Source organism: Neisseria sp. HMSC056A03, from assembly GCF_001815685.1.
Classification (GTDB): domain Bacteria; phylum Pseudomonadota; class Gammaproteobacteria; order Burkholderiales; family Neisseriaceae; genus Neisseria; species Neisseria subflava.
Genome location: NZ_KV821620.1, coordinates 105,564 through 126,018, shown reverse-complemented (window position 1 = coordinate 126,018; position 20,455 = coordinate 105,564). Strand labels below are relative to the sequence as shown.

Below are 20,455 nucleotides of genomic sequence, written 5' to 3'. Positions count from 1 at the left end.
GGCCGTCTGAAAAATTTTCAGACGGCCTTTTTGTCGATATGGGTGTGAAGAAATGGTTTAGATGAATGTTTTTTCTGTCTGATGCGCAAAATTATCATGGAGCAGAAAAAAGGATAAAGGGGAGATTATGCTAAAATATTGTCAACAATTTTTGATTCCGCATAATATGGAATTAGCGTTTGACACACATACACAAGAGGATTTTATGAAATTTCTAGACCGTGAGGCGACCATTGCCAAACCTGGCTTTAATCGTTGGCTGGTACCGCCCGCCGCTTTGGCCGTGCATCTTGCCATCGGGCAGATATACGCTTATTCCGTGTTCAATGCGCCGCTGACCAAGCTTATCGGTATCACTGAGTCGGCTGCAGGAGATTGGAAGCTGACCACGGTTGGTTGGATTTTCAGTATTGCCTTGGCGATGTTGGGCGCATCTGCGGCCATGTTTGGTACTTGGATGGAGCGCGTTGGGCCGCGTAAGGCGATGTTCGTTGCTGCCTGCTGCTTCAGCTTGGGTTTTTTTGTGTCGGCGATCGGCGTTCATACGCACAATCTGTTTTTGCTTTATTTGGGCAACGGTGTGATTGGTGGGGTCGGTTTGGGCTTGGGTTATATTGGGCCTGTATCGACGCTGATGAAATGGTTTCCCGATAAACCGGGTATGGCGACAGGTTTGGCGATTATGGGTTTTGGCGGCGGCGCGATGTTGGCTTCGCCTTTATCCGTGTCGCTGATGAATTTTTTCTCCAGTGAAACTTCAGTTGGCGTAGCGCAGGCTTTTGTCGTTTTAGGACTATTTTATCTGGTGTTGATGATGTTCGGTGCGTTTACCATCCGCATACCTGCCGATGGCTGGAAACCTAAAGGTTATGTTGCGCCGAAAATCAAAAGCAAATTGGTCAGCAGCAATCACGTCAATGTTTCCGAAGCCATGAAGACGCCACAATTTTGGCTCTTGTTTTGGGTGTTATGTCTGAACGTGACGGCGGGTATCGGTGTTTTGGGTCAGGCTTCTGTCATGATTCAGGAGCTATTTTCTGAAACTTCTGTCGGTAAACAGGCTGCCATTGGCGCGGGTGCGGCGGCAGGTTTTGTGAGTCTGTTGAGCCTGTTTAATATGGGCGGCCGCTTTTTGTGGTCTAGCGTATCCGACAAAATCGGGCGTAAAAATACTTATACTATTTTCTTTGTGCTCGGTTCGCTGTTGTATTTCGCCATTCCGTCGATTGGCGCGAGCGGTAACAAGGCTTTGTTTGTTATTGGGTTTTGCGTCATCATTTCCATGTATGGCGGCGGTTTTGCAGCGATTCCGGCTTATCTGAAGGATTTGTTCGGCACTTATCAAGTCGGTGCAATCCACGGTAGGATCTTGCTGGCATGGTCAACCGCTGCGGTCATTGGCCCGGTGTTGGTCAACTATATCCGCCAAAGCCAAATTGAAAGCGGCGTTCCGGCTGCCGAGGCTTATAGCATTACCATGTACATTATGGCAGGTTTGTTGATTGTCGGTTTGTTGTGTAATTTGAGTGTCCGTTCGGTTCACGAAAAGCATCACGAAAAAGACATTAAGGTCGCGGCACATAGCGGCAACCCCGATGATGAAACTGCTGTATCCGATGCCTATCTGATCAGTAAGAAAGTATCAGCGGGCGGTATCGGAGTATGGTGGCGCTGGGCTTTAGTCTGCATTCCTTTGGGCTATGGCGTCATTATGGTGTTTGTTAAAGCATTAAGTTTGTTTAATTGATTGTTGAAAATTAAAGGCCGTCTGAAAGTTTCAGACGGCCTTTTCAAATGTTAAACAATTAATCTTTTGATACGCTGATGGTATGTTTGATGTGTTTTAAATTCGCAACGATGGTAAAAGTCATCATCACCAGTAATGCCCATGAACTCCATTTGCTGATGTGTACTGATGCCCACGCGCCGATTTGGTTGGGATAGCGCCAAACGCCGAATAGGGTTCCCAAATTTTCTGCCAGCCAAATAAAGAATCCGATCAGGACGAAAGCGAGCAGGAGGGGCATTCTGCGAGTGGTGTCATAGGGCGTGTACAAGACCGTTGTACGGGCGTATAGGCCGAGAGCAAAAGCAGCGAGATACCAGCGATAGTCGCCGATATAGTGATGGGTGAAGAAATTGATATAAATCGCCAGTGCGCACAAAGTGCCCAGCCAATACGGCGGATGGCTTTTGATTTTGAGGTCAAACAGCCGCCATGCTTGAATGATATAGCTGCCGACCGCAGCATACATAAAGCCCGCAAACAGCGGTACGCCGCCGATTTTGGTATAAGCCTCATCCGGATAGCTCCAAGATTGGATATCGCCTGATGTCTTGAACCACTCTAAAGCAAAGCCCACCAAGTGGAACAGCGTAATCGATTTGACTTCATCCCAAGTTTCCAACTTGAAATACAGCATGGCTGCTTGTACGGAGATAGCAAAAATCAGCAGCAGGTCGTAGCGTGAAATTCCCAACCAGCCCGTTTTCGGAACGAGGAACATGGCCATGAAAAACAAGCCTGCAAATAAGCAGGCTCGCGCTTCTTTTAAACCGAAAAACCAAAATTCAACAATAAAGCGTCGCCAACCACGCAAATCCTTGCGTTTGGGATGCTCAGTCAGCCAAGTATCCAGTTTGCCCAACATATTTTCAGACGGCCTCTTTATCTTGAAAATGTTTTAGGCAGATTGAATCGGAATAACGCGGTTTTGCTTACGTTTTGCGCCGCCCTCACAGTAGTTGGTTTTGACATAATCTTCAACGATTTGTAAAAACTCTGCAGCGATATTGTCGCCTTTGAGGGTGACTTTCCGCTCGCCGTCTACATAAACCGGCGCAACCGGTGTTTCGCCTGTACCGGGCAGGCTGATACCGATATCGGCAAGCTTGCTTTCGCCCGGACCATTTACCACGCACCCCATTACGGCGACGTTCAATGATTCAACACCTGGATATTCAGTGCGCCAAACAGCCATTTTCTGGCGTAAATAGTTTTGTACGTCTTGAGCCAACTCTTGGAATACGGTACTGGTGGTACGGCCGCAACCCGGGCAGGCTGTAACCATTGGCGTAAAGGAGCGCAAGCCCATGGTTTGCAGGATTTCCTGACCGACAATGACTTCTTGTGTGCGTGAGGAGCCGGGTTCGGGCGTAAGGGAAATTCGAATAGTGTCGCCGATACCTTCTTGCAACAATACGGACAAAGCTGCTGTGGAAGCAACAATGCCCTTGCTGCCCATGCCTGCCTCAGTCAGACCGAGATGGAGCGGGTAACGGCAACGGCTGCCCAATTCGCGGTAAACCTGAATCAAGTCTTGTACGGCGCTGACCTTGCACGACAAAATGATTTTGTCTTCGGGTAAACCTAAAGCCACGGCTTTTTCTGCCGATTCCAGCGCAGAAACAATCAAAGCCTCTTTCATGATTTCTTCAGGCGGCTTCGGTGTGGCAGAAGCTAAGTTGGCATCCATCATGCGCTTGGCAAGGCCTTGATCAAGCGAACCCCAGTTCACACCGATGCGTACGGCTTTATTGTTTTCTGCGGCAGTACGGATCATAAAGGCAAATTTTTCATCGCCTTTTGCACCTTTACCGACATTGCCCGGGTTAATCCGATATTTGGCCAAGGCCTTGCCGCACTCAGGAAATTCAGCCAATAAGCGTTCGCCATTAAAATGGAAATCACCAATCAGGGGGGTGGTGTAGCCCATATCGTCTAAGCGGCTGCGGATTTCGGCTACTTTGGAAGCCGCTTCAGGAGTATTGACTGTGATACGAACCATTTCCGAGCCGGCATCGCTCAATTCTTTGACTTGTTGGGCAGTTGCTGCGGCATCTGCCGTATCCGTATTGGTCATGGATTGGACAAGAACGGGCGCCTCGGAGCCGATGATGAGGTGGTCAATTTTGACTTGATGTGTCTGACGGCGTTTAGGTGTGGTCATTTTAGTTTTTTCCTGCAACAAAAGAGGCGGATTTTTCACCAGCAACACGGTATTTCAAAGGTTTGATAGGTGTGCCGCCGTAATTGGCTTCCGAGCCGGCTGCAATACCGATCCAAACATTGTAGGGTGCGCCGCCTCTCAGACGTTGTTCGCTTCCGGCTGGAACGATACGGCTGAATACTACTTTTCCATCTTTGTCTGTAATAATCAGATTGCTTCGGTATTGGACTTTAATCCAAAGTTCGTCTTTCTCAACTTTGACGGCAGGCTTCTCTTCTTGTACGACGGCGGAAGCTGCTGAGGCAGCTTGATCATTAGTCACTTCAGGCTTATTGGTTATTTCTTTTTTGCCGTCTTCAGTCATTTCGCTAACGGCAACATTATCCGTTTTTAAGGCAGGCGTTTTCATCGTATCAGCAACATCTTTGCTGTTTTGAATATTTGCCTGTTCGTTTTCAAAACTGGATTTGCTTTGCCAAAAGTAAACACCGCCTACAGCCAAAGCCAGTGCGGCTATCCCCAATATCCATTTTGGGAAACCTTGCTTTTCAGTGTCTGTGTAGCTTAAGCCGGCGTTGGCGCTGCGTGTTACCGCGTATACATGGTCTTCAAGTTGCGGAGTAATGGAGAGTAAATGTTTGGCGATGGTTTGTTCGTCGATTTTCAAAAATCGTGCATATGAACGCAGATAGCCAGAAACAAAGACTAAACCGGGAAAGCCTGAATATTCCCCTTTTTCCAAAGCATCAATTTGTTCGGCAGACAGTTTCAAACGTGAAGCAACATCTTGAATATCGATTTTGGCATCAGTTCTGTGTCTGCGTAATTCATCCCCCAATGTTTTGGCGGCTTGTGTGTCGTAGTTGATTTTTTCATTATTTTCCATTTAGTGGCCCGTTGTGACAGTTTGTAGTTCGTCTGAATAGGGGAAGTTTGCCCTAAGTTGGGCTTCGTATTCGTATGCGGCGTGTTTATTGCCCAAGGCGGTAGCCAAACGCCAGCCTAAAAGCAAATCATCAGCCTGCAGGACATCAACTTTGCTTTGGTATTGGCGGAAATAATAGTCGGCATCGTTCAGATTGCCTGCCATCATTTTGGTTCGGGCAAGTTCTTTGAAAGCAGGGAAGAATTGCGGATTCGCTGCTAAAGACCTTTCCAAATAGGCTTGGGCTAAAGAGTATTGGCCTAACCTTGCGCTGCAAATGCCTTTATTCATGTTGGCAATAAAGGGGCTTGGGTAGGTTGGGTCGGCCAGTGCTTTGTCAAAATAAGCCAAAGATTCTGCTGGTGCATTCATTTGATTGCACAAGAACCAACCGTAGTTGTTGTTAACTTCCGCACTATCAGGTTTTAAAGACAACGCTTTAAGAAAGCTTTCTTGAGCTTTGTCTTTGACTTTCAAATACTGATAAATCTCGGCACGTACCAACCAAGCAAGGTCATTTTTTGAATTGAACTTAAGCGCCTCTTCGATACTTTCAGTAGCTTGGCGGTAGTTTTGGCCACGCATATATTCCACAGCCAGTTGAGTTTTGATATTAGAAACTTGAATGGCACGTTCTTTAGGGCTTGGGCCGGAAGAGGACGCACAGGCTGAAAGAGTCAGTGCGGTAAGTAACGCGAATCCGAACTTGATTTTCATAATTAACCTTATTGTTCGACCAAAATCTGTTGCCATTTTTGTTGGCGGCGTGTTTTATCTTGTACTTGTCCGGCCAGTTGTCCGCAAGCAGCATCGATATCGTCGCCGCGGGTTTTGCGGACAGTAACGACAAAGCCGGCTTGTTGCAGAATATCGCGGAAGACACGGATATTTTCATTAGTAGAACGTTCGTAGCCGGAATTTGGGAAAGGATTGAACGGAATCAGATTGAATTTGCAGGGTACGTCTTTAACCAATTCAATCAATTCACGCGCATGTTGCGCTTTATCGTTGATGCCGTCGAGCATAACGTATTCAAAGGTAATAAAGTCACGGGGTGCTTTGACCAAATAACGTTGACAGGCCGCCATCAATTCTTTAAGCGGGTATTTTTTGTTGAGGGGAACAATCTGATCGCGCACTTCATCGTTGGATGCGTGTAAAGACACAGCCAAAGCAACAGGCATTGCGTCACGCAGTCTGTCCATTTGTGGAACCATACCCGAAGTGGAAACGGTCACACGACGGCGGCTCAAGCCGTAGCCGTGATCATCCAGCATAATGCTCAAAGCGGTAACAACATTGTCAAAGTTTGCCATGGGTTCGCCCATACCCATCATCACCACGTTGGAGATAACGCGTTCGTTTTTAGGGGTAACGCCCATGGCTTTATTGGCCCACCAAAGTTGACCGATAATTTCAGCGGCAGTCAGGTTGCGGTTGAAACCTTGTCGACCGGTAGAGCAGAAGGTACATTCCAATGCGCAACCGACTTGGGAAGAGATGCACAAAGTACCGCGTTCAGCCTCGGGAATGAAAACGGTTTCTACACCGTTGCCCGTGCCGACATCCAGCAACCATTTGCGCGTGCCATCCGTAGATTCTTGTGCCATCATTAATTTAGGCACTTCGATTGTGGCTTGTTCATTTAACTTGGCACGCAATGATTTGGCCAAGTCAGTCATTTCTTCAAAGTTTTGTGCACCGGCTTGATGCATCCAACGCATTACCTGCTTGGCACGAAAAGGCTTTTCGCCCATTTCGGCAAAGTGTTGCGTCAGTCCGTTTAAATCATAATTCAGTAGATTGGTTTTCATGTATTTTTATGTTTCTCAGTAAAGCTTTTAAAGCAAAGGGGCTTATTGGGCAGCTTTGCTTTAATAGCCTTTGGATTTTCAGACGGCCTTTAATTTGTAGTGCATACAAAGCAGTTTTGCCGTCCGATATAGAATCGGACGGCCGTAAAGCGGCTACAGGCTTTTACTCTTAGCGAGGGCAGATTTCGCTTTGGCTGAAGAAGTAAGCAATTTCAATCGCAGCATTTTCAACGCTGTCAGAGCCATGTACGGCATTAACACTGACAGATTCTGCAAAGTCGGCACGGATTGTGCCAGGAGCCGCATCGGCTGGATTGGTTGCGCCCATCAGTTCGCGATTTTTGGCAACGGCGTTTTCTCCTTCCAATACTTGAATCATGACAGGATTGCGAGTCATGAATTTAACCAAGTCTTCATAAAAAGGGCGGCCTTTGTGTACGGCATAAAACTCTTTTGCTTCACGCTCAGAGAGATGTTTCATTTTTGCCGCAATAATGCGCAAGCCGTTTTCTTCAAAGCGGCTGTAAATCTTGCCGATGACGTTTTTTTCTACTGCATCGGGTTTGATGATGGAAATCGTACGTTCGATGGCCATGTTATGTCCTTGTTTTTATTGAAAGGTGAGTTATCGTAGCCAAGAGGCGAGGGAAGTGTATTCTACCAAATTTCGCCCCTTTTTGGGAAAGGCATTATTTGCTTAAAGTCAGGTGTGGTTGTTCCAAGTAGACTTCAGATTGCATTTCGATCATACGGCTGGCTGTACGGGTAAATTCTTCGGCAAAATCGCCTTCAACGTAAATATCGTTTACGCCAACTGCGCTGGTAGCGCACAGTTTCACACGGAAATCGTATAAAACGTCAATTAACCATGTCAGACGGCGTGCTTCTGCTTTTTCTTGAGGGGTTAGGCGTTCTAATCCTGAAAGGAAAACCATCTCGTAATGTTCGGCTAAATACAAATAGTCAGCTTGTGAGCGCGGGCCGAAACATAATGCGCGGAAATCAAACCAGATAGCGCGTTCTGACTGGGCTTTATGGGGAATTTCCCGTCCATGAATAATGCTTATGCCTGGGTTTAATTCAGAGATTCCGCTCATTTCTTTAAATAAAGCAGCGAGTTTTTGCTCGTTTTCTTCATTATTGGGAACAAAGAAAATTTCGGCAGGACGCAGCGTACGCAAGCGGTAATCTTCGCCGCCATCCACATTTAAAACGGTCAGGTTGGACTCGATAAGGGCGATGGTTGGCAGGAAACTGCTGCGGTTTTGGCCTTGAGGATAGAGTTCGGACGGGGCGTAGTTGGAAGTGGCTACTAAGACTACACCTTCACTCAACAGGTTTTCCAACAAACGGCCCAAAATCATGGCATCAGCAATATCGCTGACGTGAAACTCGTCAAAGCATAAGACGCGTGTTTCTTTGGCAATTTCTGTTGCAACGGCTTTTAAGGGATTGGCTTCGCTTTTCAAGACCTTAAGGCGTTGATGGATTTCGGCCATGAAGGCATGGAAATGTACGCGACGCTTACGACGATAAGGGAGACAGCCGAAAAAAGCATCCATCAAAAAGCTTTTACCGCGTCCTACGCCGCCATAAAAATAGAGTCCTTTAGGTACTTGGGGAGAACGCAAGCTACGGCCGAGAAAACGGTTGCGTTTGCGTTTGAACATCATCAGCTCGGTCCACAAACGATCCAAATATTCAATGGCTCGCGCTTGGGCTTCATCGCGGATGAAGTTGGGCTGTTCGGCTGCAGCTTGATACCAAGTCAATGGGCTGTGGTTTTCAAATGGAGGTGGTGTGAATAGTTGGTCTCTATTGCTCATGTGTAACCTTTATTATGCTTTACTGGCGATAGTTGAAACATCATTCGCAATAGTTTGGACAGTAGTTGGAATGATGTTTTCATTACAGAATAGTCGGTCTATTATAAATGATTTCAGACGGCCTGCGTTTTTTGCAAAAGCATTGTAGTAAATATAGTTGAAATAGTGTGCGATTAAGGGATGTGTGAAAAGAGCTGGCTTTGTATTTCTTGCGAAAACAAAAAAACGCCGCATTTCTGCGGCGTTTTGCTACTAAGTATTAATGAGCACTTTCTTGCAATGCCAAGTCTACACGCTCACGCAACTCTTTACCCGGTTTAAAGTGAGGAACATGCTTTTCAGGCACTTCCACGCGTTCGCCGGTTTTCGGGTTGCGCCCGATACGGGCAGGGCGGTGGTTCAAGTCGAAGCTGCCGAAGCCGCGGATTTCGATACGTTGTCCACGAGCCAGTGAGCGGGTCATGGTATCAACCAAGACTTTTACACTGTATTCGACATCTTTAGCCAGCAGTTGGTTGCCATTTTTTTCGGCAAACACTTCTGCAAGGCGAACCATCAATTCAGACTTCGTCATGTCTGCAACCTTATTCTTGGTCGCCGGACAGTTTGGCTTTCAGCAAGTCGCCCAGGCTGGTAGTACCGGCATTGGCAGTTGCAGCGGCGTTAACTGAATTCAGCGCTTCGCGGTTTTCTTTAGCGTCTTTCGCTTTAACAGACAGACGGATGCTGCGGTTTTTGCGGTCAACGGTAACGATAACGGCTTCAACTTCGTCGCCTTCTTTCAGTTTGGTAGTCAGGTCTTCAACGCGGTCAGCAGCGAATTCGGAAGCAGGCAGGTAGCCTTCAACTTCTTCAGACAGAGCAACTACGGCACCTTTGGCGTCAACAGATTTCACAGAACCTTTAACCAAAGAACCTTTGTCATTTACGCTGATGAAGTTGCCGAACGGATCACCTTCCAGTTGTTTGATACCCAAAGAGATGCGTTCTTTTTCAACGTCGATGGCCAATACAACGGCTTCAACTTCTTCGCCTTTTTTGTATTTGCGTACAGCTTCTTCGCCGGCTTCAGTCCAAGACAGGTCGGACAAGTGAACCAGACCGTCGATGCCGCCAGGCAGACCTACGAATACGCCGAAGTCAGTGATAGATTTAACTGCGCCGGAGATTTTGTCGCCTTTGTTGTGGTTGGCGGCAAATTCTTCCCAAGGGTTAGCTTGGCATTGTTTCATACCCAAAGAGATACGGCGACGGTCTTCGTCGATTTCCAGGATCATTACTTCAACTTCGTCACCAAGTTGAACAACTTTGCTTGGGTGTACGTTTTTGTTGGTCCAATCCATTTCGGAAACGTGTACCAAACCTTCGATGCCTTGTTCGATTTCAACGAACGCACCGTAGTCAGTCAGGTTGGATACTTTACCGAACAGGCGGGTACCTTGTGGGTAACGACGGGTCAGGCCGCTCCAAGGATCTTCGCCCAGTTGTTTCATACCCAAAGAAACTCGTTGTTTGTCTTGGTCGAATTTCAGGACTTTGGCTTCTACTTCTTGACCAACTTCCAAAACTTCGCCTGGGTGTTTCACACGGCGCCATGCCAAGTCGGTGATGTGCAACAGACCGTCGATGCCGCCCAAGTCAACGAATGCACCGTAATCGGTGATGTTTTTAACGATACCTTTGATAACTGAACCTTCTTGCAGGTTTTCCAGCAAGGCTTTGCGTTCTTCGCCCAAAGTAGCTTCCAGAACAGCGCGGCGGGACACAACAACGTTGTTGCGTTTTTTGTCCAGTTTGATCACTTTGAATTCAATTTCTTTGCCTTCGAAGTGAGAAGTGTCTTTTACAGGACGTACGTCAACCAAAGAACCCGGCAGGAATGCGCGGATGCTGTTAATCATAACGGTCAGACCGCCTTTGACTTTGCCATTGATAACGCCGGACAGGATGTCGCCGTTTTCCATCGCTTCTTCCAAAGCGATCCAGTCGGCAGCACGTTTGGCTTTTTCGCGGGACAGTTTGGTTTCGCCGAAGCCGTTTTCAACAGATTCGATGGTAACGGTAACGAAATCGCCAACTTTAACTTCAATCTCGCCCTGAGCGTTTTTGAATTCAGCAACATCAATCAGAGATTCTGATTTCAGACCTGCGTTAACGGTAACGAAGTTTTGATCGATGCCGACTACTTCGGCAGTAATCACTTCACCTGGGTTCATCTCTTGCAGGGTAAAGCTTTCTTCCAGCAGCTGGGCAAAATTTTCCATAGTCATATATACTCTTTTCGGTACACCGCCAAGGGGTGCGGGTTAGGTTTGAAATGACCTGCCGTCCTTGGCGCGGCAGGTTGGGAAATGTTTTCAGACGGCCTTGTTATAGGGTTAACAGGCCGTCTGAAATGAAAACTTCGCGATTATACTCCAAATTTTAAACTTTATGATACCAATCAAGCACTTTTTTTACAGCTTCTTCGATAGAAAGGTTATCAGTATCTAAAAGCAGGGCGTCGGGCAGCTGTTTCAACGGAGCAACAGGGCGGCGGCGGTCTGCTTCGTCGCGCGCTTCAATGTCCGACAAAATACGCTCGAATGCAACGCCTTCGCATGGGATACCGAGTTGTTTGGCACGACGTTGGGCGCGGACATTGGCACTTGCGGTCAGGAAAATTTTTAATGCGGCATCAGGGAAAATAACCGAACCGATATCGCGGCCGTCGGCGACCAAACCTTTTTCGGTTAGGAAGCCGCGTTGGCGTTGTAAAAGGGCGGCACGCACTTTAGGCAACTGCGCAACGGCAGATGCGCCCATGCCGATCGCTTCGGTACGGATTTGCTCGGACACATCTTCGCCGTTTAATAATACGACGCTGCCTTCAAATTGTGCGGGCAAAGTTTCTGCCAGTGTGCTGACGGCGTCTTCATCTGACCAGGCAACATTGTGTTTTTGTGCGTAAAGTGCGGTCAGGCGGTAAAGCGCACCGGAGTCTAGGTAAAGAAAACCCAAGGCTTCGGCTACGCGTGAGGCAACCGTCCCTTTGCCGGATGCGCTGGGGCCGTCGATGGCGATGACTTTTTGCTTGAGGCTCATGTGTTCTCCTGAATGCGATAGGTATTTGAATTAACCGTTTATTATACGTTGCTTTGGCCGTCTGAAAGCGAAAATTTTTGTGTGATTTAGATTTGAGGGAAAAGTGGCTCGGCCTTATCGGGTATAATGGCCAAAATCATAATTTAACCGCTTTGTCTGATTGTTCGGGCCGTCTGAAACAACGGGTCGGGAACGGTCTTAGAATTTAGAAACATTATGTTACAAACTGATAATCTTACTTCTGCACAACCTCAGCGCATTATCACTGCTCAAAATATTTCCGCTCAGGAAGAATTGCTTGAACGCGCTTTACGTCCGAAAACTTTAGACGACTATATCGGGCAGGATAAGGCAAAAGAGCAGTTGGCCATTTTTATTCAGGCGGCGAAAAAACGTGGCGAAGCGCTTGACCACACTTTGTTGTTTGGCCCTCCGGGTTTGGGCAAAACTACTTTGGCGCACATTATCGCCAAAGAGTTAGGCGTTAATTTGCGCCAAACCAGCGGCCCGGTTTTGGAACGTGCCGGCGACCTTGCAGCCTTGTTGACCAATCTCGAGCCGCATGATGTGCTGTTTATCGATGAAATCCACCGTTTAAGTCCTGTGGTTGAAGAAATCCTTTATCCTGCGCTTGAAGATTATCAGTTGGACATCATGATAGGCGAAGGACCGGCCGCGCGTTCGGTCAAAATCGATTTGCCGCCGTTTACATTGGTAGGCGCGACGACCCGTGCCGGTATGCTGACCAATCCTTTGCGCGACCGTTTCGGTATCGTATCCCGATTAGAGTTTTATCAGAATAAAGATTTGGCGACTATTGTTGCCCGTTCTGCCCAGTTGTTGCAGTTGGATATGGGCGACGAGGGCGCGATGGAAGTGGCCAAGCGCAGCCGCGGTACGCCGCGTATTGCCAACCGCCTTTTGCGACGTGTACGCGATTATGCCGATGTGAAAAACAACGGTGTCATTGATGCGGAAATTGCCGATGCGGCTTTGAGTATGCTGGATGTGGACGGGCAAGGTTTGGACGTGATGGACAGGAAATTCCTTGAGGCGATTTTGCACAAGTTCAGCGGCGGTCCTGTCGGTTTGGAAAATGTGGCTGCTGCGATTGGCGAATCGACCGATACCATCGAAGATGTGATTGAGCCTTATCTGATTCAGCAGGGCTTTTTGCAACGTACACCGCGCGGACGCGTAGCAACCGAACGAGCCTATCTGCATTTCGGCTTGAAGGTTCAAGAATAATAATGAAGGCCGTCTGAAAACTGCTTTCAGACGGCCTGATACTTTCAATTTCATATGATTGTCGGCAAATATCTGCCGATAATCGGTTAAAATGTCCCCCTTTTCTTTTTTGAAGTTTCCCCATGAATATCTTATCCGTAGAAAACGCTTCCTTTGCCATCGGCCATGTCGCCCTGCTCGACAAAACTTCCTTCCAACTCGACAGCGGCGAAAAAATCGGCTTAATCGGCCGCAACGGCGCGGGTAAATCTTCGTTTCTAAAAATCCTCGCCGGCGTGCAGAAGCTCGACGACGGGCAGATTATCATTCAAAACAACCTCAAAATCGTTTATGTGCCGCAGGAGTCCTTTTTTGATAAGGACGCAACCGTATTTGATACTGTTGCTGAAGGTTTGGGCGAAATTCGCGATTTATTGCGCCGTTATCATCATGTCAGCCATGAGTTGGAAAATGGTTCGAGTGAGGCTTTGTTGAAAGAGCTCAACGAATTGCAACTTGAAATCGAAGCGAAGGATGGCTGGAAGCTGGATGCGGCCGTGAAGCAGACTTTGGGCGAACTCGGTTTGCCGGAAAACGAAAAAATCGGCAACCTCTCTGGCGGTCAGAAAAAGCGTGTCGCCTTGGCACAGGCTTGGGTGCAAAAGCCTGATGTATTGCTGCTGGACGAACCGACCAACCATTTGGATATCGACGCGATTATTTGGCTGGAAAATCTGCTTAAAGCATTTGAAGGCAGCTTGGTTGTGATTACCCACGACCGCCGTTTTTTGGATAATATCGCTACGCGCATCGTCGAACTAGACCGCGGCATTCTGCGCTCCTATCCCGGATCGTTCTCTAAATATAGCGAGAAAAAAGCGCAGGAATTAGCGGTTGAAGCGGAACATAACCGCCTGTTTGACAAATTCCACGCGCAGGAAGAAGCGTGGATACGCAAAGGCATTGAAGCGCGCCGTACCCGTAATGAAGGCCGCGTGCGCCGTTTGGAAGAGCTGCGCCGCCAGCGCGCCGAACGCCGCAATGTACAAGGGCAGGTCAACTTCAAGCTCGACAGCGGCGAGAAAAGTGGCAAAATCATCGCCGAATTGGAACACGCTTCGTTTGCCTATGGCGACAAAGTCATCATGGACAAATTCTCCACCATTTTGCAACGCGGCGACAAAATCGGTTTAATCGGTTCCAACGGTATTGGCAAAACCACCTTCCTCAAGCTGATTTTGGGCGAATTGCAGCCGACCTACGGCAGAATCCGCATCGGCAGTAAGCAAGAGGTTGCCTATTTCGACCAGTTCCGCAGCGCGTTGAATGAAAATGATACTGTGTTTTACACGCTCGGACAGGGCAATGATTACGTTGAAGTCGGCGGTAAGAAAAAGCATGTGATGAGTTATTTGGAAGATTTCCTGTTTCATCCGGCACGAGCACAAAGCCCTGTTTCATCGCTCTCCGGCGGCGAACGCAACCGCCTTTTGCTGGCAAAACTCTTTACCCGTCCTGCCAATATTTTGGTCTTGGACGAACCGACCAACGACTTAGACATCGACACCCAAGAGCTGCTTGAAGACTTGCTGCGTGATTACCAAGGCACGGTATTCCTTGTCTCGCATGACCGTATGTTCTTGGATAATGTGATTACCCAAAGCATTGTTTTCGAAGGACAAGGCCGTCTGAAAGAATACATCGGCGGCTATCAGGACTATATCGACGCAAAATCGCGGGAAGAGAAAATTCAGACGGCCTCTGCGCCCAAAGCGGTTGCCGAGCCTGAGAAAGTCAAACCCAAAGCCAACCGCACGGTCAAACTTTCCTATAAAGAACAGCGCGAACTCGACGCCCTGCCTGATGAAATCGCAGCTTTGGAAACCGAACAGGCTGAAATCAATACCCAGCTTTCCGATCCTGAAATTTTCAAAGATTACGAAAAAGCAGGTGCATTGCAAAGTAGGGCTGAAGAAATTGAAATGCTGCTTTTGGAAAAGCTGGAACGCTGGGAATGGCTGGAAGCGAAACAAAATGGCGAGGCGGTTTAAATTGGGAATTTTGTCCCAAAGTAGGGCAGATATTTTTCTAAATCATGCCGTCTGAACCCTGAATATTCAAAAATAAGGTCTACAACCAACATGAAAAAAGTCGAGAAAAACGTATTGGTGCTGCATAGCGCTAAGGAAATGTTTGAGCTGGTGGACAAAGTTGAGGACTATCCAAAATTTTTGCCGTGGTACAGCAAGACCGAAGTCATCGAACGTAAAGGCAATGAGCTAAAAGCGCGCCTGTTTATGGACTATATGCGCGTCAAGCAGTCATTTGCGACGCACAACCACAATATCCCGGGGCAGGAAATCCGCATGGATTTGCTCGAAGGGCCGTTTAAAACCCTGCGCGGCACTTGGAAATTTATCGATTTGGGCGATGATATGTGTAAAGTCGAATTCAGATTAGAATACGATTTCTCCAATGCCGTACTCTCTGCCATGATTTCCCCGGTGTTCGGCCATCTTGCCGGCACGCTGGTGGATGCTTTTATTAAAGAGGCCGACCGCCGCTATGCTTGAGATTGAAATTGTTTACGGACTAGCCGATAGGCAAGTATTGAAGAGCATGACCGTTGCCAAAGGTACAACCGTGCGCGAGGCTGCCCTGCAAAGCGGTTTGGAGGTGGAGTTTCCGGAATTGGATTTACAGCAAGCGCCTTTGGGTATTTTCGGCAAGGCCGTGAAAGATGAGACGGTGTTGCGTGATGGGGATCGGATTGAGGTTTATCGTCCATTGTTGATTGATCCGAAAGAAGCGCGACGTAAACGCGCCGGGCAAGAATAAATCAAAGGCCGTCTGAAACTTTTTCAGACGGCCTGTCAAACTGAAAGAACAGTAATGAGCTTGAAAATTAAATTAATCGTTGGTTTGGGCAATCCAGGCCAAGAATACGAACAAACGCGCCACAATGTCGGCTTTTGGCTGTTGGACGAACTGGCGTGGAAATGGAAAGTCAATTTTAAAGATGAGAAGAAATTTTACGGTGAAGTAGCGCGCGCCACTACGCCTGATGGCGATGTTTGGCTGCTCAAACCCATGACCTTTATGAACCGCTCCGGTCAGGCCGTTGCCGCTTTGGCTCAGTTTTACAAAATCAAGCCGGAGGAAATCTTGGTGGTTCATGACGAGCTGGATATTCCATGCGGTCGTATCAAATTTAAACTTGGTGGCGGCAACGGCGGACACAACGGCCTCAAAGACATTCAGGCTCGTTTGGGTACGCCTAATTTCTACCGCCTGCGCTTGGGTATTGATCATCCGGGCGACCGTAATCTCGTTGTCGGTTATGTGTTGAATAAACCGTCAGCGGAACACAGACAGCAAATTGATGATTCCATCGCTAAATCCCTGCAAGGATTGCCGGCTGTGTTGAATGGCGAATGGGAAGAGGCAACACGTTTTTTACACAGTAAGTAAGCGTACCCAAATCAAACGGGTAGCCTTGCACATCATGTTCAGACGGCCTGAAAACAGATAATGCGTCTGAATAGCGATAAACCAATCGAAGAAACAGTAAATATGAACGAACTGACCAGCCTGATGCATACCGAAGCCCCAGGCATTGTTGGCGAAACATTAGACTTCTGCCTTTACGAATGCAGTATTGAAGATGCACCGGATGCTGAAGAGGTAGCACAATGGCGTGATATTTTGAAGGCGCGGGGTGGAAAATTTGTCCGCTTGGCAGACATCTGTCAAATATGGCTGGATGAAGAGGCAGACAAATGAAAGCCTTACCATTAAACAAATTTACTACCGCTGCCTTGATTTGGTTTGCCGCCGCCATTTATGCCTTACTTTTCAAAGAGGGCGGCAATAGCGCTCCACCATTTCCCCATTTTGATAAAGTCGGCCATTTCGGACTGTTTTTCGGTCAGGCATGGCTGTGCGCAAAAATATTTATTCAAGAGAATAGGGAAATACCCTATAAAGGCATTCTGCTTGCCGCTTTATTGTTTGCAGTAGGAAGTGAGTTGGTACAGGCATTTCTGACTGCTACGCGCCAAGGTTCGATCGCGGACGGTATTGCCGATATGGCAGGTGCTGCGGCGGCGCTGTGGTTTGCAGAAAAAGTAAAAGCAGCAAAAAGTTAGACATATTTAAAAAAATTAAAGGCCGTCTGAAATCCTGAGAAACAGGTTTCAGACGGCCTTTTGTTACTTGATATTTGAAGCAATGATTGCTTCATGACAGGCATTCAAATATTAGAACGTTACGCGTACACCGGCATATACTTCGTGGGAATGGAGCTTAACGTTATTGATCTTGCTCCAGTGGTTATAGCGATAGCCTGCATCCAAGGCAACGTTTTGTATTTTCTTGTCGTAAATTAAGCAAATCTAAAAATGTTTTAACTGTTGTAAAAAAGCACTTATAAAAAACACTGTAACAAGTCGTTTAAGAACAAACGGCCTTGTTTGGTCGGGCGGAATACGGTCGGGTCTGATTCAAGCAGGCCTTTTTGTCTGGCGGTTTCGATTTGTGCCATGATTTTTGCAGTGGGTACGCCGGTACGTTCCTGCAGCATTGAAGCAGGTACACCGTCAGTTAGGCGCAGGGCATTCATCATGAACTCGAATGGAAGGTCTTCGGCAGCAACGGTTTTGCGTTCAACGGCTTCATGCGGATTGCTCTGTATGGCGGCAAGATAGTCGTTGGGATGACGGCGGCGGACGGTACGTTCGATACGGTCGGGATAGGAAATTTTGCCGTGCGCACCGGCGCCTATCCCTAAGTAATCGCCGAACTGCCAATAGTTCAAATTATGGCGGCACTGCATATTAGCTTTTGCAAAAGCCGAGGTTTCGTAGTGGATAAAGCCTGCACCTTCCAATTCGCCGTGTACGGCATCTTCAATATCCAACGCTGCTTCATCTTGCGGCAATCCTTTTGGCGGCGTATGACCGAAAGGCGTGTTCGGTTCCATTGTCAGATGATATGCGCTGATATGAGATACGCCTGTTGCGATAGCGGTTTGGACATCGTTTAAGGCCGTCTGAACGGTTTGGTTTGGCAGGGCATACATCAAATCGATATTGACTTTGTCAAATAATTTCAATGCAGTATCAATGGCTGTCAGAGCTTCTTTACCATTGTGAACGCGTCCCAATCTAGTCAGCATATCGTCGTTAAAACTTTGTACGCCGATAGACAGGCGCGTAATGCCTGCGTCTTTAAATCCTTGAAACTTCTCAATTTCAAATGTGCCCGGATTGGCTTCCAAAGTAATTTCCGCTTCGGGTTGCAAGCGCAACAGCGAACGCACGCCGCTTAACAAGCGGTCAATCGATTCCGCCTGAAACAGGCTGGGTGTACCGCCGCCGAAAAATATGGTTTCTACCGGTCTGCCCCAAATATTGGGCAATTCAAGCTGCAAGTCGGTTAATAGGGCATCGATATAGGCTTCTTCCGGCAGGCCGTTTTTGAGGCTGTGGGAATTGAAGTCGCAATATGGACATTTTTTGATGCACCACGGTATGTGGATATAGAGTGATAAAGGGGGTAGAGCGGTTAGATGGCCGGGGCGTTGGAAAGTGATTTGGGTCATGGTATGTATTGGGGCTCAAGGCCGTCTGAAATTTTTAGGCCGTTATTTTAACTGAAATGTTGGTTGGGAAAGTAATCAGTAGGAAATTTGCAAAGTCTAAGCGCTCAAAAAAGCTTCAATTTCTTCTTCTGATAATTTGGAATTGCAGACGGATTTTATTTTGCCTTGTGAGATTTTGAGTAGAGCGGGAACAGTTTTGATGCCGTGTTGTTCACGAAAAGTTTTTAAAGCTGCTTTGTTGCTGCTGTCTGTAAAGCGGATGGTAAGCTGCTTGTTTAAGGAAACGGTAGACAGTTTTGCAACAAAACGGCGACAGTATGAACAGCTTGGTTTGCCTAAAAAGGCGATAGCAGTTTCTTGACTGTCAATGAGTTGCAGAAGTTCGTCAGGTGTGGTTGGGATGAAGGCAGCGACGTGTTTTGCAAAGGCTGCCAATTCTTCAGGTGTGGGCTTGGGCATGGGAATGAATGTGAGGTAGGCCGTCTGAAGGTTTCAGACGGCCTGTTGTTAAAGTCTTTTGCGTATCCAAGACGAGAGTTTTGGTGCGCCGAATAGCAGGAAAATGCCGATAAAAAGCTGCGCGATGTTGGCAAGTATACCGGCTTGGTTTTGTGCGCCGAGGTCCGCCCAAACGGATGTATGTGTGTCGATAGCAATAGACTGTACAAAATGATAGAGAGAGAACTGGTAAATTAGGTCGGGGATGGCTTGGAAAACAGTATATATGCCTATTAATACAATACCGGTCGTCAGCCATGGTGCAGGGTGTTTTGGGGCTTCCTGTACGGTTTGCAGATGTTCGGGCAACAGGCGGTTGGCAATGGCGGCAGGGAAACACCATAGCAGCAGCCATGCAATTAAATACAAGCCGTAGAGCATCAGTACGGATGAGATTTGTTTACTGTCATACATGCTTTCTGTCTGTGCGAATATGGTAGCAATGCTGCCAAGCGTTTGTACGATACCGATTAAAACGACCAAGCGGATGGCGACAATCAAGATTTGCTTAGGGGACATGGATTTCTTCCATTATTTGTTGGATTTAGAACATCTAAAAAACGTTTCAGGTTTTCAGACGGCCTGCTATCGATTTATAAGGTTTCGATTTTTCTTAATAGTTCACGCAATGCTTGGGCGCGGTGGCTTTCGGCATTTTTGATTTCAGGGTCAAGCTCGGCGGCGGTGCAACCGTGTTCGGCCAGATAGAAATGTGGATCGTAGCCGAAGCCGTTTGTGCCGGCTGCTTCTGCCTGCCATTGTCCACGCCAGATGCCTTCTGCGATGATGGGTTGTGGGTCGTTTTCGTGGCGGACGAGGACGAGGACGCAGACGTAGTAGCAGCTTTTATCGTCTTTATCGGCAAGATCGGCAGAGAGTTTGGCGTTGTTTGCGGCATCGGATTTGGGGTTTTCGCCCGCATAACGTGCGGAGAAAATGCCGGGTGCTCCGTTTAAGGCGTTGGTGCAGATGCCGGAGTCGTCGGCAAGTGCCGGTAAACTGCTGTATTTAGCGGCATGACGTGCTTTGGCCAGGGCATTTTCAACGAAGGTATGGTACGGCTCGGGGCATTCGGGCGTATTGAACTGCGATTGCGGCAGGACTTCGATGTTTAAGTCGGCAAAGAGGCGGGAAAATTCTTTGAGTTTGCCTGCGTTGCCACTGGCAAGGACGATTTTTTCAAACATGGTTTTTCCTTAATGGTTTTCGGTTTGCTGCATACGAGCCATTTGTGCGCGTGCTTTGTGGCGGATGTAAAGGGCAAGGCTGCCGATTTGGGCAAAAACGGCGGCAAAGGCAAACAGAAAGGCGGCAACGGCAAATTGTTTGCTGTGAATGCTCAGAAGATAAGCGCCCAACAGAATCAGTACGATAAACATCAGGGTAAACAGGGCGGTCAGGAGCAGATAGGCTTTTTGTCGGATCATGGCAGCTTGGGTAAGGGGGAAAATGTTCTGATTATAACGTCAGATTGGGAATTTGAAACCATGCCGTATTCGTTAAAAAGGCCGTCTGAATATTTCAGACGG

At 47.7% G+C, this 20,455-nt stretch carries 23 protein-coding genes and 1 pseudogene; 8 read left to right on the top strand and 16 right to left on the bottom strand.

The genetic code is table 11. The features are described 5' to 3' along the window. Positions 1 to 205: 205 nt before the first annotated feature. The gene (locus tag HMPREF3052_RS04700) at positions 206 to 1,747 is read left to right on the top strand and encodes an L-lactate MFS transporter (protein ID WP_070748862.1); all 1,542 of its coding nucleotides are present in this window, start codon (positions 206 to 208) and stop codon (positions 1,745 to 1,747) included. Positions 1,748 to 1,805: 58 nt separating this feature from the next. Here the strand turns inward: HMPREF3052_RS04700 and HMPREF3052_RS04695 are convergent, their stop codons facing one another. From HMPREF3052_RS04695 to cmk, 10 genes are all read right to left on the bottom strand, one after another. Continuing rightward, positions 1,806 to 2,651: a DUF817 domain-containing protein gene (locus HMPREF3052_RS04695; RefSeq protein ID WP_070748829.1), complete on the bottom strand. Its 846-nt coding sequence runs from the start codon at positions 2,649 to 2,651 to the stop codon at positions 1,806 to 1,808. 33 nt (positions 2,652 to 2,684) lie between these two features. Further along, entirely contained in the window at positions 2,685 to 3,950 is a 1,266-nt protein-coding gene (ispG, locus tag HMPREF3052_RS04690) for a flavodoxin-dependent (E)-4-hydroxy-3-methylbut-2-enyl-diphosphate synthase (protein ID WP_070748827.1), read from the bottom strand. 1 nt (position 3,951) lies between these two features. Next, positions 3,952 to 4,836: a helix-turn-helix domain-containing protein gene (locus HMPREF3052_RS04685; RefSeq protein WP_070748825.1), complete on the bottom strand. Its 885-nt coding sequence runs from the start codon at positions 4,834 to 4,836 to the stop codon at positions 3,952 to 3,954. Further along, a complete protein-coding gene (gene pilW / locus HMPREF3052_RS04680; protein WP_070748823.1) occupies positions 4,837 to 5,592 on the bottom strand; it encodes a type IV pilus biogenesis/stability protein PilW in 756 nt (251 codons plus the stop codon). An 8-nt stretch (positions 5,593 to 5,600) separates the two neighbouring features. Next, positions 5,601 to 6,689: a dual-specificity RNA methyltransferase RlmN gene (rlmN, locus tag HMPREF3052_RS04675; protein WP_003683577.1), complete on the bottom strand. Its 1,089-nt coding sequence runs from the start codon at positions 6,687 to 6,689 to the stop codon at positions 5,601 to 5,603. A 169-nt stretch (positions 6,690 to 6,858) separates the two neighbouring features. Further along, complete coding sequence (gene ndk, locus HMPREF3052_RS04670; RefSeq protein ID WP_063075507.1) at positions 6,859 to 7,284, bottom strand: nucleoside-diphosphate kinase; 426 nt, start codon at positions 7,282 to 7,284, stop codon at positions 6,859 to 6,861. A 94-nt stretch (positions 7,285 to 7,378) separates the two neighbouring features. Then, on the bottom strand, positions 7,379 to 8,515 hold the full coding sequence (gene zapE / locus HMPREF3052_RS04665) for a cell division protein ZapE (protein WP_049333700.1): 1,137 nt from the start codon (positions 8,513 to 8,515) through the stop codon (positions 7,379 to 7,381). A gap of 259 nt (positions 8,516 to 8,774) precedes the next feature. Further along, positions 8,775 to 9,089 (bottom strand): integration host factor subunit beta, encoded by a 315-nt coding sequence (locus HMPREF3052_RS04655; RefSeq protein ID WP_003678992.1) that lies wholly within the window; start codon positions 9,087 to 9,089, stop codon positions 8,775 to 8,777. Positions 9,090 to 9,099: 10 nt separating this feature from the next. Further along, entirely contained in the window at positions 9,100 to 10,785 is a 1,686-nt protein-coding gene (gene rpsA, locus HMPREF3052_RS04650; protein WP_141756604.1) for a 30S ribosomal protein S1, read from the bottom strand. 154 nt (positions 10,786 to 10,939) lie between these two features. After that, positions 10,940 to 11,599: a (d)CMP kinase gene (gene cmk, locus HMPREF3052_RS04645; protein WP_070748819.1), complete on the bottom strand. Its 660-nt coding sequence runs from the start codon at positions 11,597 to 11,599 to the stop codon at positions 10,940 to 10,942. A gap of 216 nt (positions 11,600 to 11,815) precedes the next feature. On the opposite strand from cmk, the gene ruvB reads away from it, so the two are divergent. The 7 genes from ruvB to HMPREF3052_RS04610 all read left to right on the top strand — a co-directional run bounded on the left by ruvB (position 11,816) and on the right by HMPREF3052_RS04610 (position 16,974). Continuing rightward, on the top strand, positions 11,816 to 12,847 hold the full coding sequence (gene ruvB, locus HMPREF3052_RS04640) for a Holliday junction branch migration DNA helicase RuvB (protein WP_039862144.1): 1,032 nt from the start codon (positions 11,816 to 11,818) through the stop codon (positions 12,845 to 12,847). 122 nt (positions 12,848 to 12,969) lie between these two features. Continuing rightward, positions 12,970 to 14,877 (top strand): ATP-binding cassette domain-containing protein, encoded by a 1,908-nt coding sequence (locus tag HMPREF3052_RS04635; protein WP_070748817.1) that lies wholly within the window; start codon positions 12,970 to 12,972, stop codon positions 14,875 to 14,877. A gap of 90 nt (positions 14,878 to 14,967) precedes the next feature. Next, positions 14,968 to 15,399: a type II toxin-antitoxin system RatA family toxin gene (locus HMPREF3052_RS04630; protein ID WP_003683270.1), complete on the top strand. Its 432-nt coding sequence runs from the start codon at positions 14,968 to 14,970 to the stop codon at positions 15,397 to 15,399. Then, positions 15,392 to 15,664: an RnfH family protein gene (locus HMPREF3052_RS04625; RefSeq protein WP_070748815.1), complete on the top strand. Its 273-nt coding sequence runs from the start codon at positions 15,392 to 15,394 to the stop codon at positions 15,662 to 15,664. The genes HMPREF3052_RS04630 and HMPREF3052_RS04625 overlap by 8 nt, the downstream gene beginning before the upstream one ends. 54 nt (positions 15,665 to 15,718) lie before the next feature. Then, the gene (gene pth / locus HMPREF3052_RS04620; RefSeq protein WP_003683307.1) at positions 15,719 to 16,297 is read left to right on the top strand and encodes an aminoacyl-tRNA hydrolase; all 579 of its coding nucleotides are present in this window, start codon (positions 15,719 to 15,721) and stop codon (positions 16,295 to 16,297) included. A 102-nt stretch (positions 16,298 to 16,399) separates the two neighbouring features. Then, entirely contained in the window at positions 16,400 to 16,609 is a 210-nt protein-coding gene (locus HMPREF3052_RS04615) for a dioxygenase (RefSeq protein ID WP_070748858.1), read from the top strand. Continuing rightward, entirely contained in the window at positions 16,606 to 16,974 is a 369-nt protein-coding gene (locus HMPREF3052_RS04610; RefSeq protein WP_070748813.1) for a VanZ family protein, read from the top strand. The genes HMPREF3052_RS04615 and HMPREF3052_RS04610 overlap by 4 nt, the downstream gene beginning before the upstream one ends. 111 nt (positions 16,975 to 17,085) lie before the next feature. On the opposite strand, the pseudogene HMPREF3052_RS11320 reads toward HMPREF3052_RS04610, so the two are convergent. The 6 genes and pseudogenes from HMPREF3052_RS11320 to HMPREF3052_RS04585 form a co-directional block, all read right to left on the bottom strand. Continuing rightward, positions 17,086 to 17,193, bottom strand: a pseudogene (locus HMPREF3052_RS11320) (opacity family porin); the annotation flags it as partial. Between the two features lie 59 nt (positions 17,194 to 17,252). Next, on the bottom strand, positions 17,253 to 18,428 hold the full coding sequence (hemW, locus tag HMPREF3052_RS04605; RefSeq protein ID WP_070748811.1) for a radical SAM family heme chaperone HemW: 1,176 nt from the start codon (positions 18,426 to 18,428) through the stop codon (positions 17,253 to 17,255). A 96-nt stretch (positions 18,429 to 18,524) separates the two neighbouring features. After that, the gene (locus HMPREF3052_RS04600; protein ID WP_241479528.1) at positions 18,525 to 18,863 is read right to left on the bottom strand and encodes a DUF6568 family protein; all 339 of its coding nucleotides are present in this window, start codon (positions 18,861 to 18,863) and stop codon (positions 18,525 to 18,527) included. A 72-nt stretch (positions 18,864 to 18,935) separates the two neighbouring features. Next, the gene (locus HMPREF3052_RS04595; RefSeq protein ID WP_070748809.1) at positions 18,936 to 19,445 is read right to left on the bottom strand and encodes a hypothetical protein; all 510 of its coding nucleotides are present in this window, start codon (positions 19,443 to 19,445) and stop codon (positions 18,936 to 18,938) included. A 74-nt stretch (positions 19,446 to 19,519) separates the two neighbouring features. After that, positions 19,520 to 20,113 carry an RdgB/HAM1 family non-canonical purine NTP pyrophosphatase gene (rdgB, locus tag HMPREF3052_RS04590; protein WP_070748807.1) on the bottom strand — a complete coding sequence of 198 codons (594 nt, stop codon included), beginning with the start codon at positions 20,111 to 20,113 and terminating at the stop codon, positions 19,520 to 19,522. A gap of 9 nt (positions 20,114 to 20,122) precedes the next feature. After that, a complete protein-coding gene (locus tag HMPREF3052_RS04585; protein WP_070748805.1) occupies positions 20,123 to 20,353 on the bottom strand; it encodes an NGO_0222 family membrane protein in 231 nt (76 codons plus the stop codon). Between the last annotated feature and the right edge of the window lie 102 nt (positions 20,354 to 20,455).

Coding starts and splice junctions, on each gene's coding strand:
- rlmN (WP_003683577.1), bottom strand. CDS start 6,689: ATGAAAACCAATCTACTGAATTATGATTTAAACGGACTGACGCAACAC.
- pth (WP_003683307.1), top strand. CDS start 15,719: ATGAGCTTGAAAATTAAATTAATCGTTGGTTTGGGCAATCCAGGCCAA.
- rpsA (WP_141756604.1), bottom strand. CDS start 10,785: ATGACTATGGAAAATTTTGCCCAGCTGCTGGAAGAAAGCTTTACCCTG.
- zapE (WP_049333700.1), bottom strand. CDS start 8,515: ATGAGCAATAGAGACCAACTATTCACACCACCTCCATTTGAAAACCAC.
- hemW (WP_070748811.1), bottom strand. CDS start 18,428: ATGACCCAAATCACTTTCCAACGCCCCGGCCATCTAACCGCTCTACCC.
- pilW (WP_070748823.1), bottom strand. CDS start 5,592: ATGAAAATCAAGTTCGGATTCGCGTTACTTACCGCACTGACTCTTTCA.
- HMPREF3052_RS04615 (WP_070748858.1), top strand. CDS start 16,400: ATGAACGAACTGACCAGCCTGATGCATACCGAAGCCCCAGGCATTGTT.
- ndk (WP_063075507.1), bottom strand. CDS start 7,284: ATGGCCATCGAACGTACGATTTCCATCATCAAACCCGATGCAGTAGAA.
- HMPREF3052_RS04655 (WP_003678992.1), bottom strand. CDS start 9,089: ATGACGAAGTCTGAATTGATGGTTCGCCTTGCAGAAGTGTTTGCCGAA.
- HMPREF3052_RS04685 (WP_070748825.1), bottom strand. CDS start 4,836: ATGGAAAATAATGAAAAAATCAACTACGACACACAAGCCGCCAAAACA.
- HMPREF3052_RS04635 (WP_070748817.1), top strand. CDS start 12,970: ATGAATATCTTATCCGTAGAAAACGCTTCCTTTGCCATCGGCCATGTC.
- HMPREF3052_RS04585 (WP_070748805.1), bottom strand. CDS start 20,353: ATGATCCGACAAAAAGCCTATCTGCTCCTGACCGCCCTGTTTACCCTG.
- ispG (WP_070748827.1), bottom strand. CDS start 3,950: ATGACCACACCTAAACGCCGTCAGACACATCAAGTCAAAATTGACCAC.
- rdgB (WP_070748807.1), bottom strand. CDS start 20,113: ATGTTTGAAAAAATCGTCCTTGCCAGTGGCAACGCAGGCAAACTCAAA.
- HMPREF3052_RS04630 (WP_003683270.1), top strand. CDS start 14,968: ATGAAAAAAGTCGAGAAAAACGTATTGGTGCTGCATAGCGCTAAGGAA.
- cmk (WP_070748819.1), bottom strand. CDS start 11,599: ATGAGCCTCAAGCAAAAAGTCATCGCCATCGACGGCCCCAGCGCATCC.
- HMPREF3052_RS04695 (WP_070748829.1), bottom strand. CDS start 2,651: ATGTTGGGCAAACTGGATACTTGGCTGACTGAGCATCCCAAACGCAAG.
- HMPREF3052_RS04625 (WP_070748815.1), top strand. CDS start 15,392: ATGCTTGAGATTGAAATTGTTTACGGACTAGCCGATAGGCAAGTATTG.
- ruvB (WP_039862144.1), top strand. CDS start 11,816: ATGTTACAAACTGATAATCTTACTTCTGCACAACCTCAGCGCATTATC.
- HMPREF3052_RS04595 (WP_070748809.1), bottom strand. CDS start 19,445: ATGTCCCCTAAGCAAATCTTGATTGTCGCCATCCGCTTGGTCGTTTTA.
- HMPREF3052_RS04700 (WP_070748862.1), top strand. CDS start 206: ATGAAATTTCTAGACCGTGAGGCGACCATTGCCAAACCTGGCTTTAAT.
- HMPREF3052_RS04610 (WP_070748813.1), top strand. CDS start 16,606: ATGAAAGCCTTACCATTAAACAAATTTACTACCGCTGCCTTGATTTGG.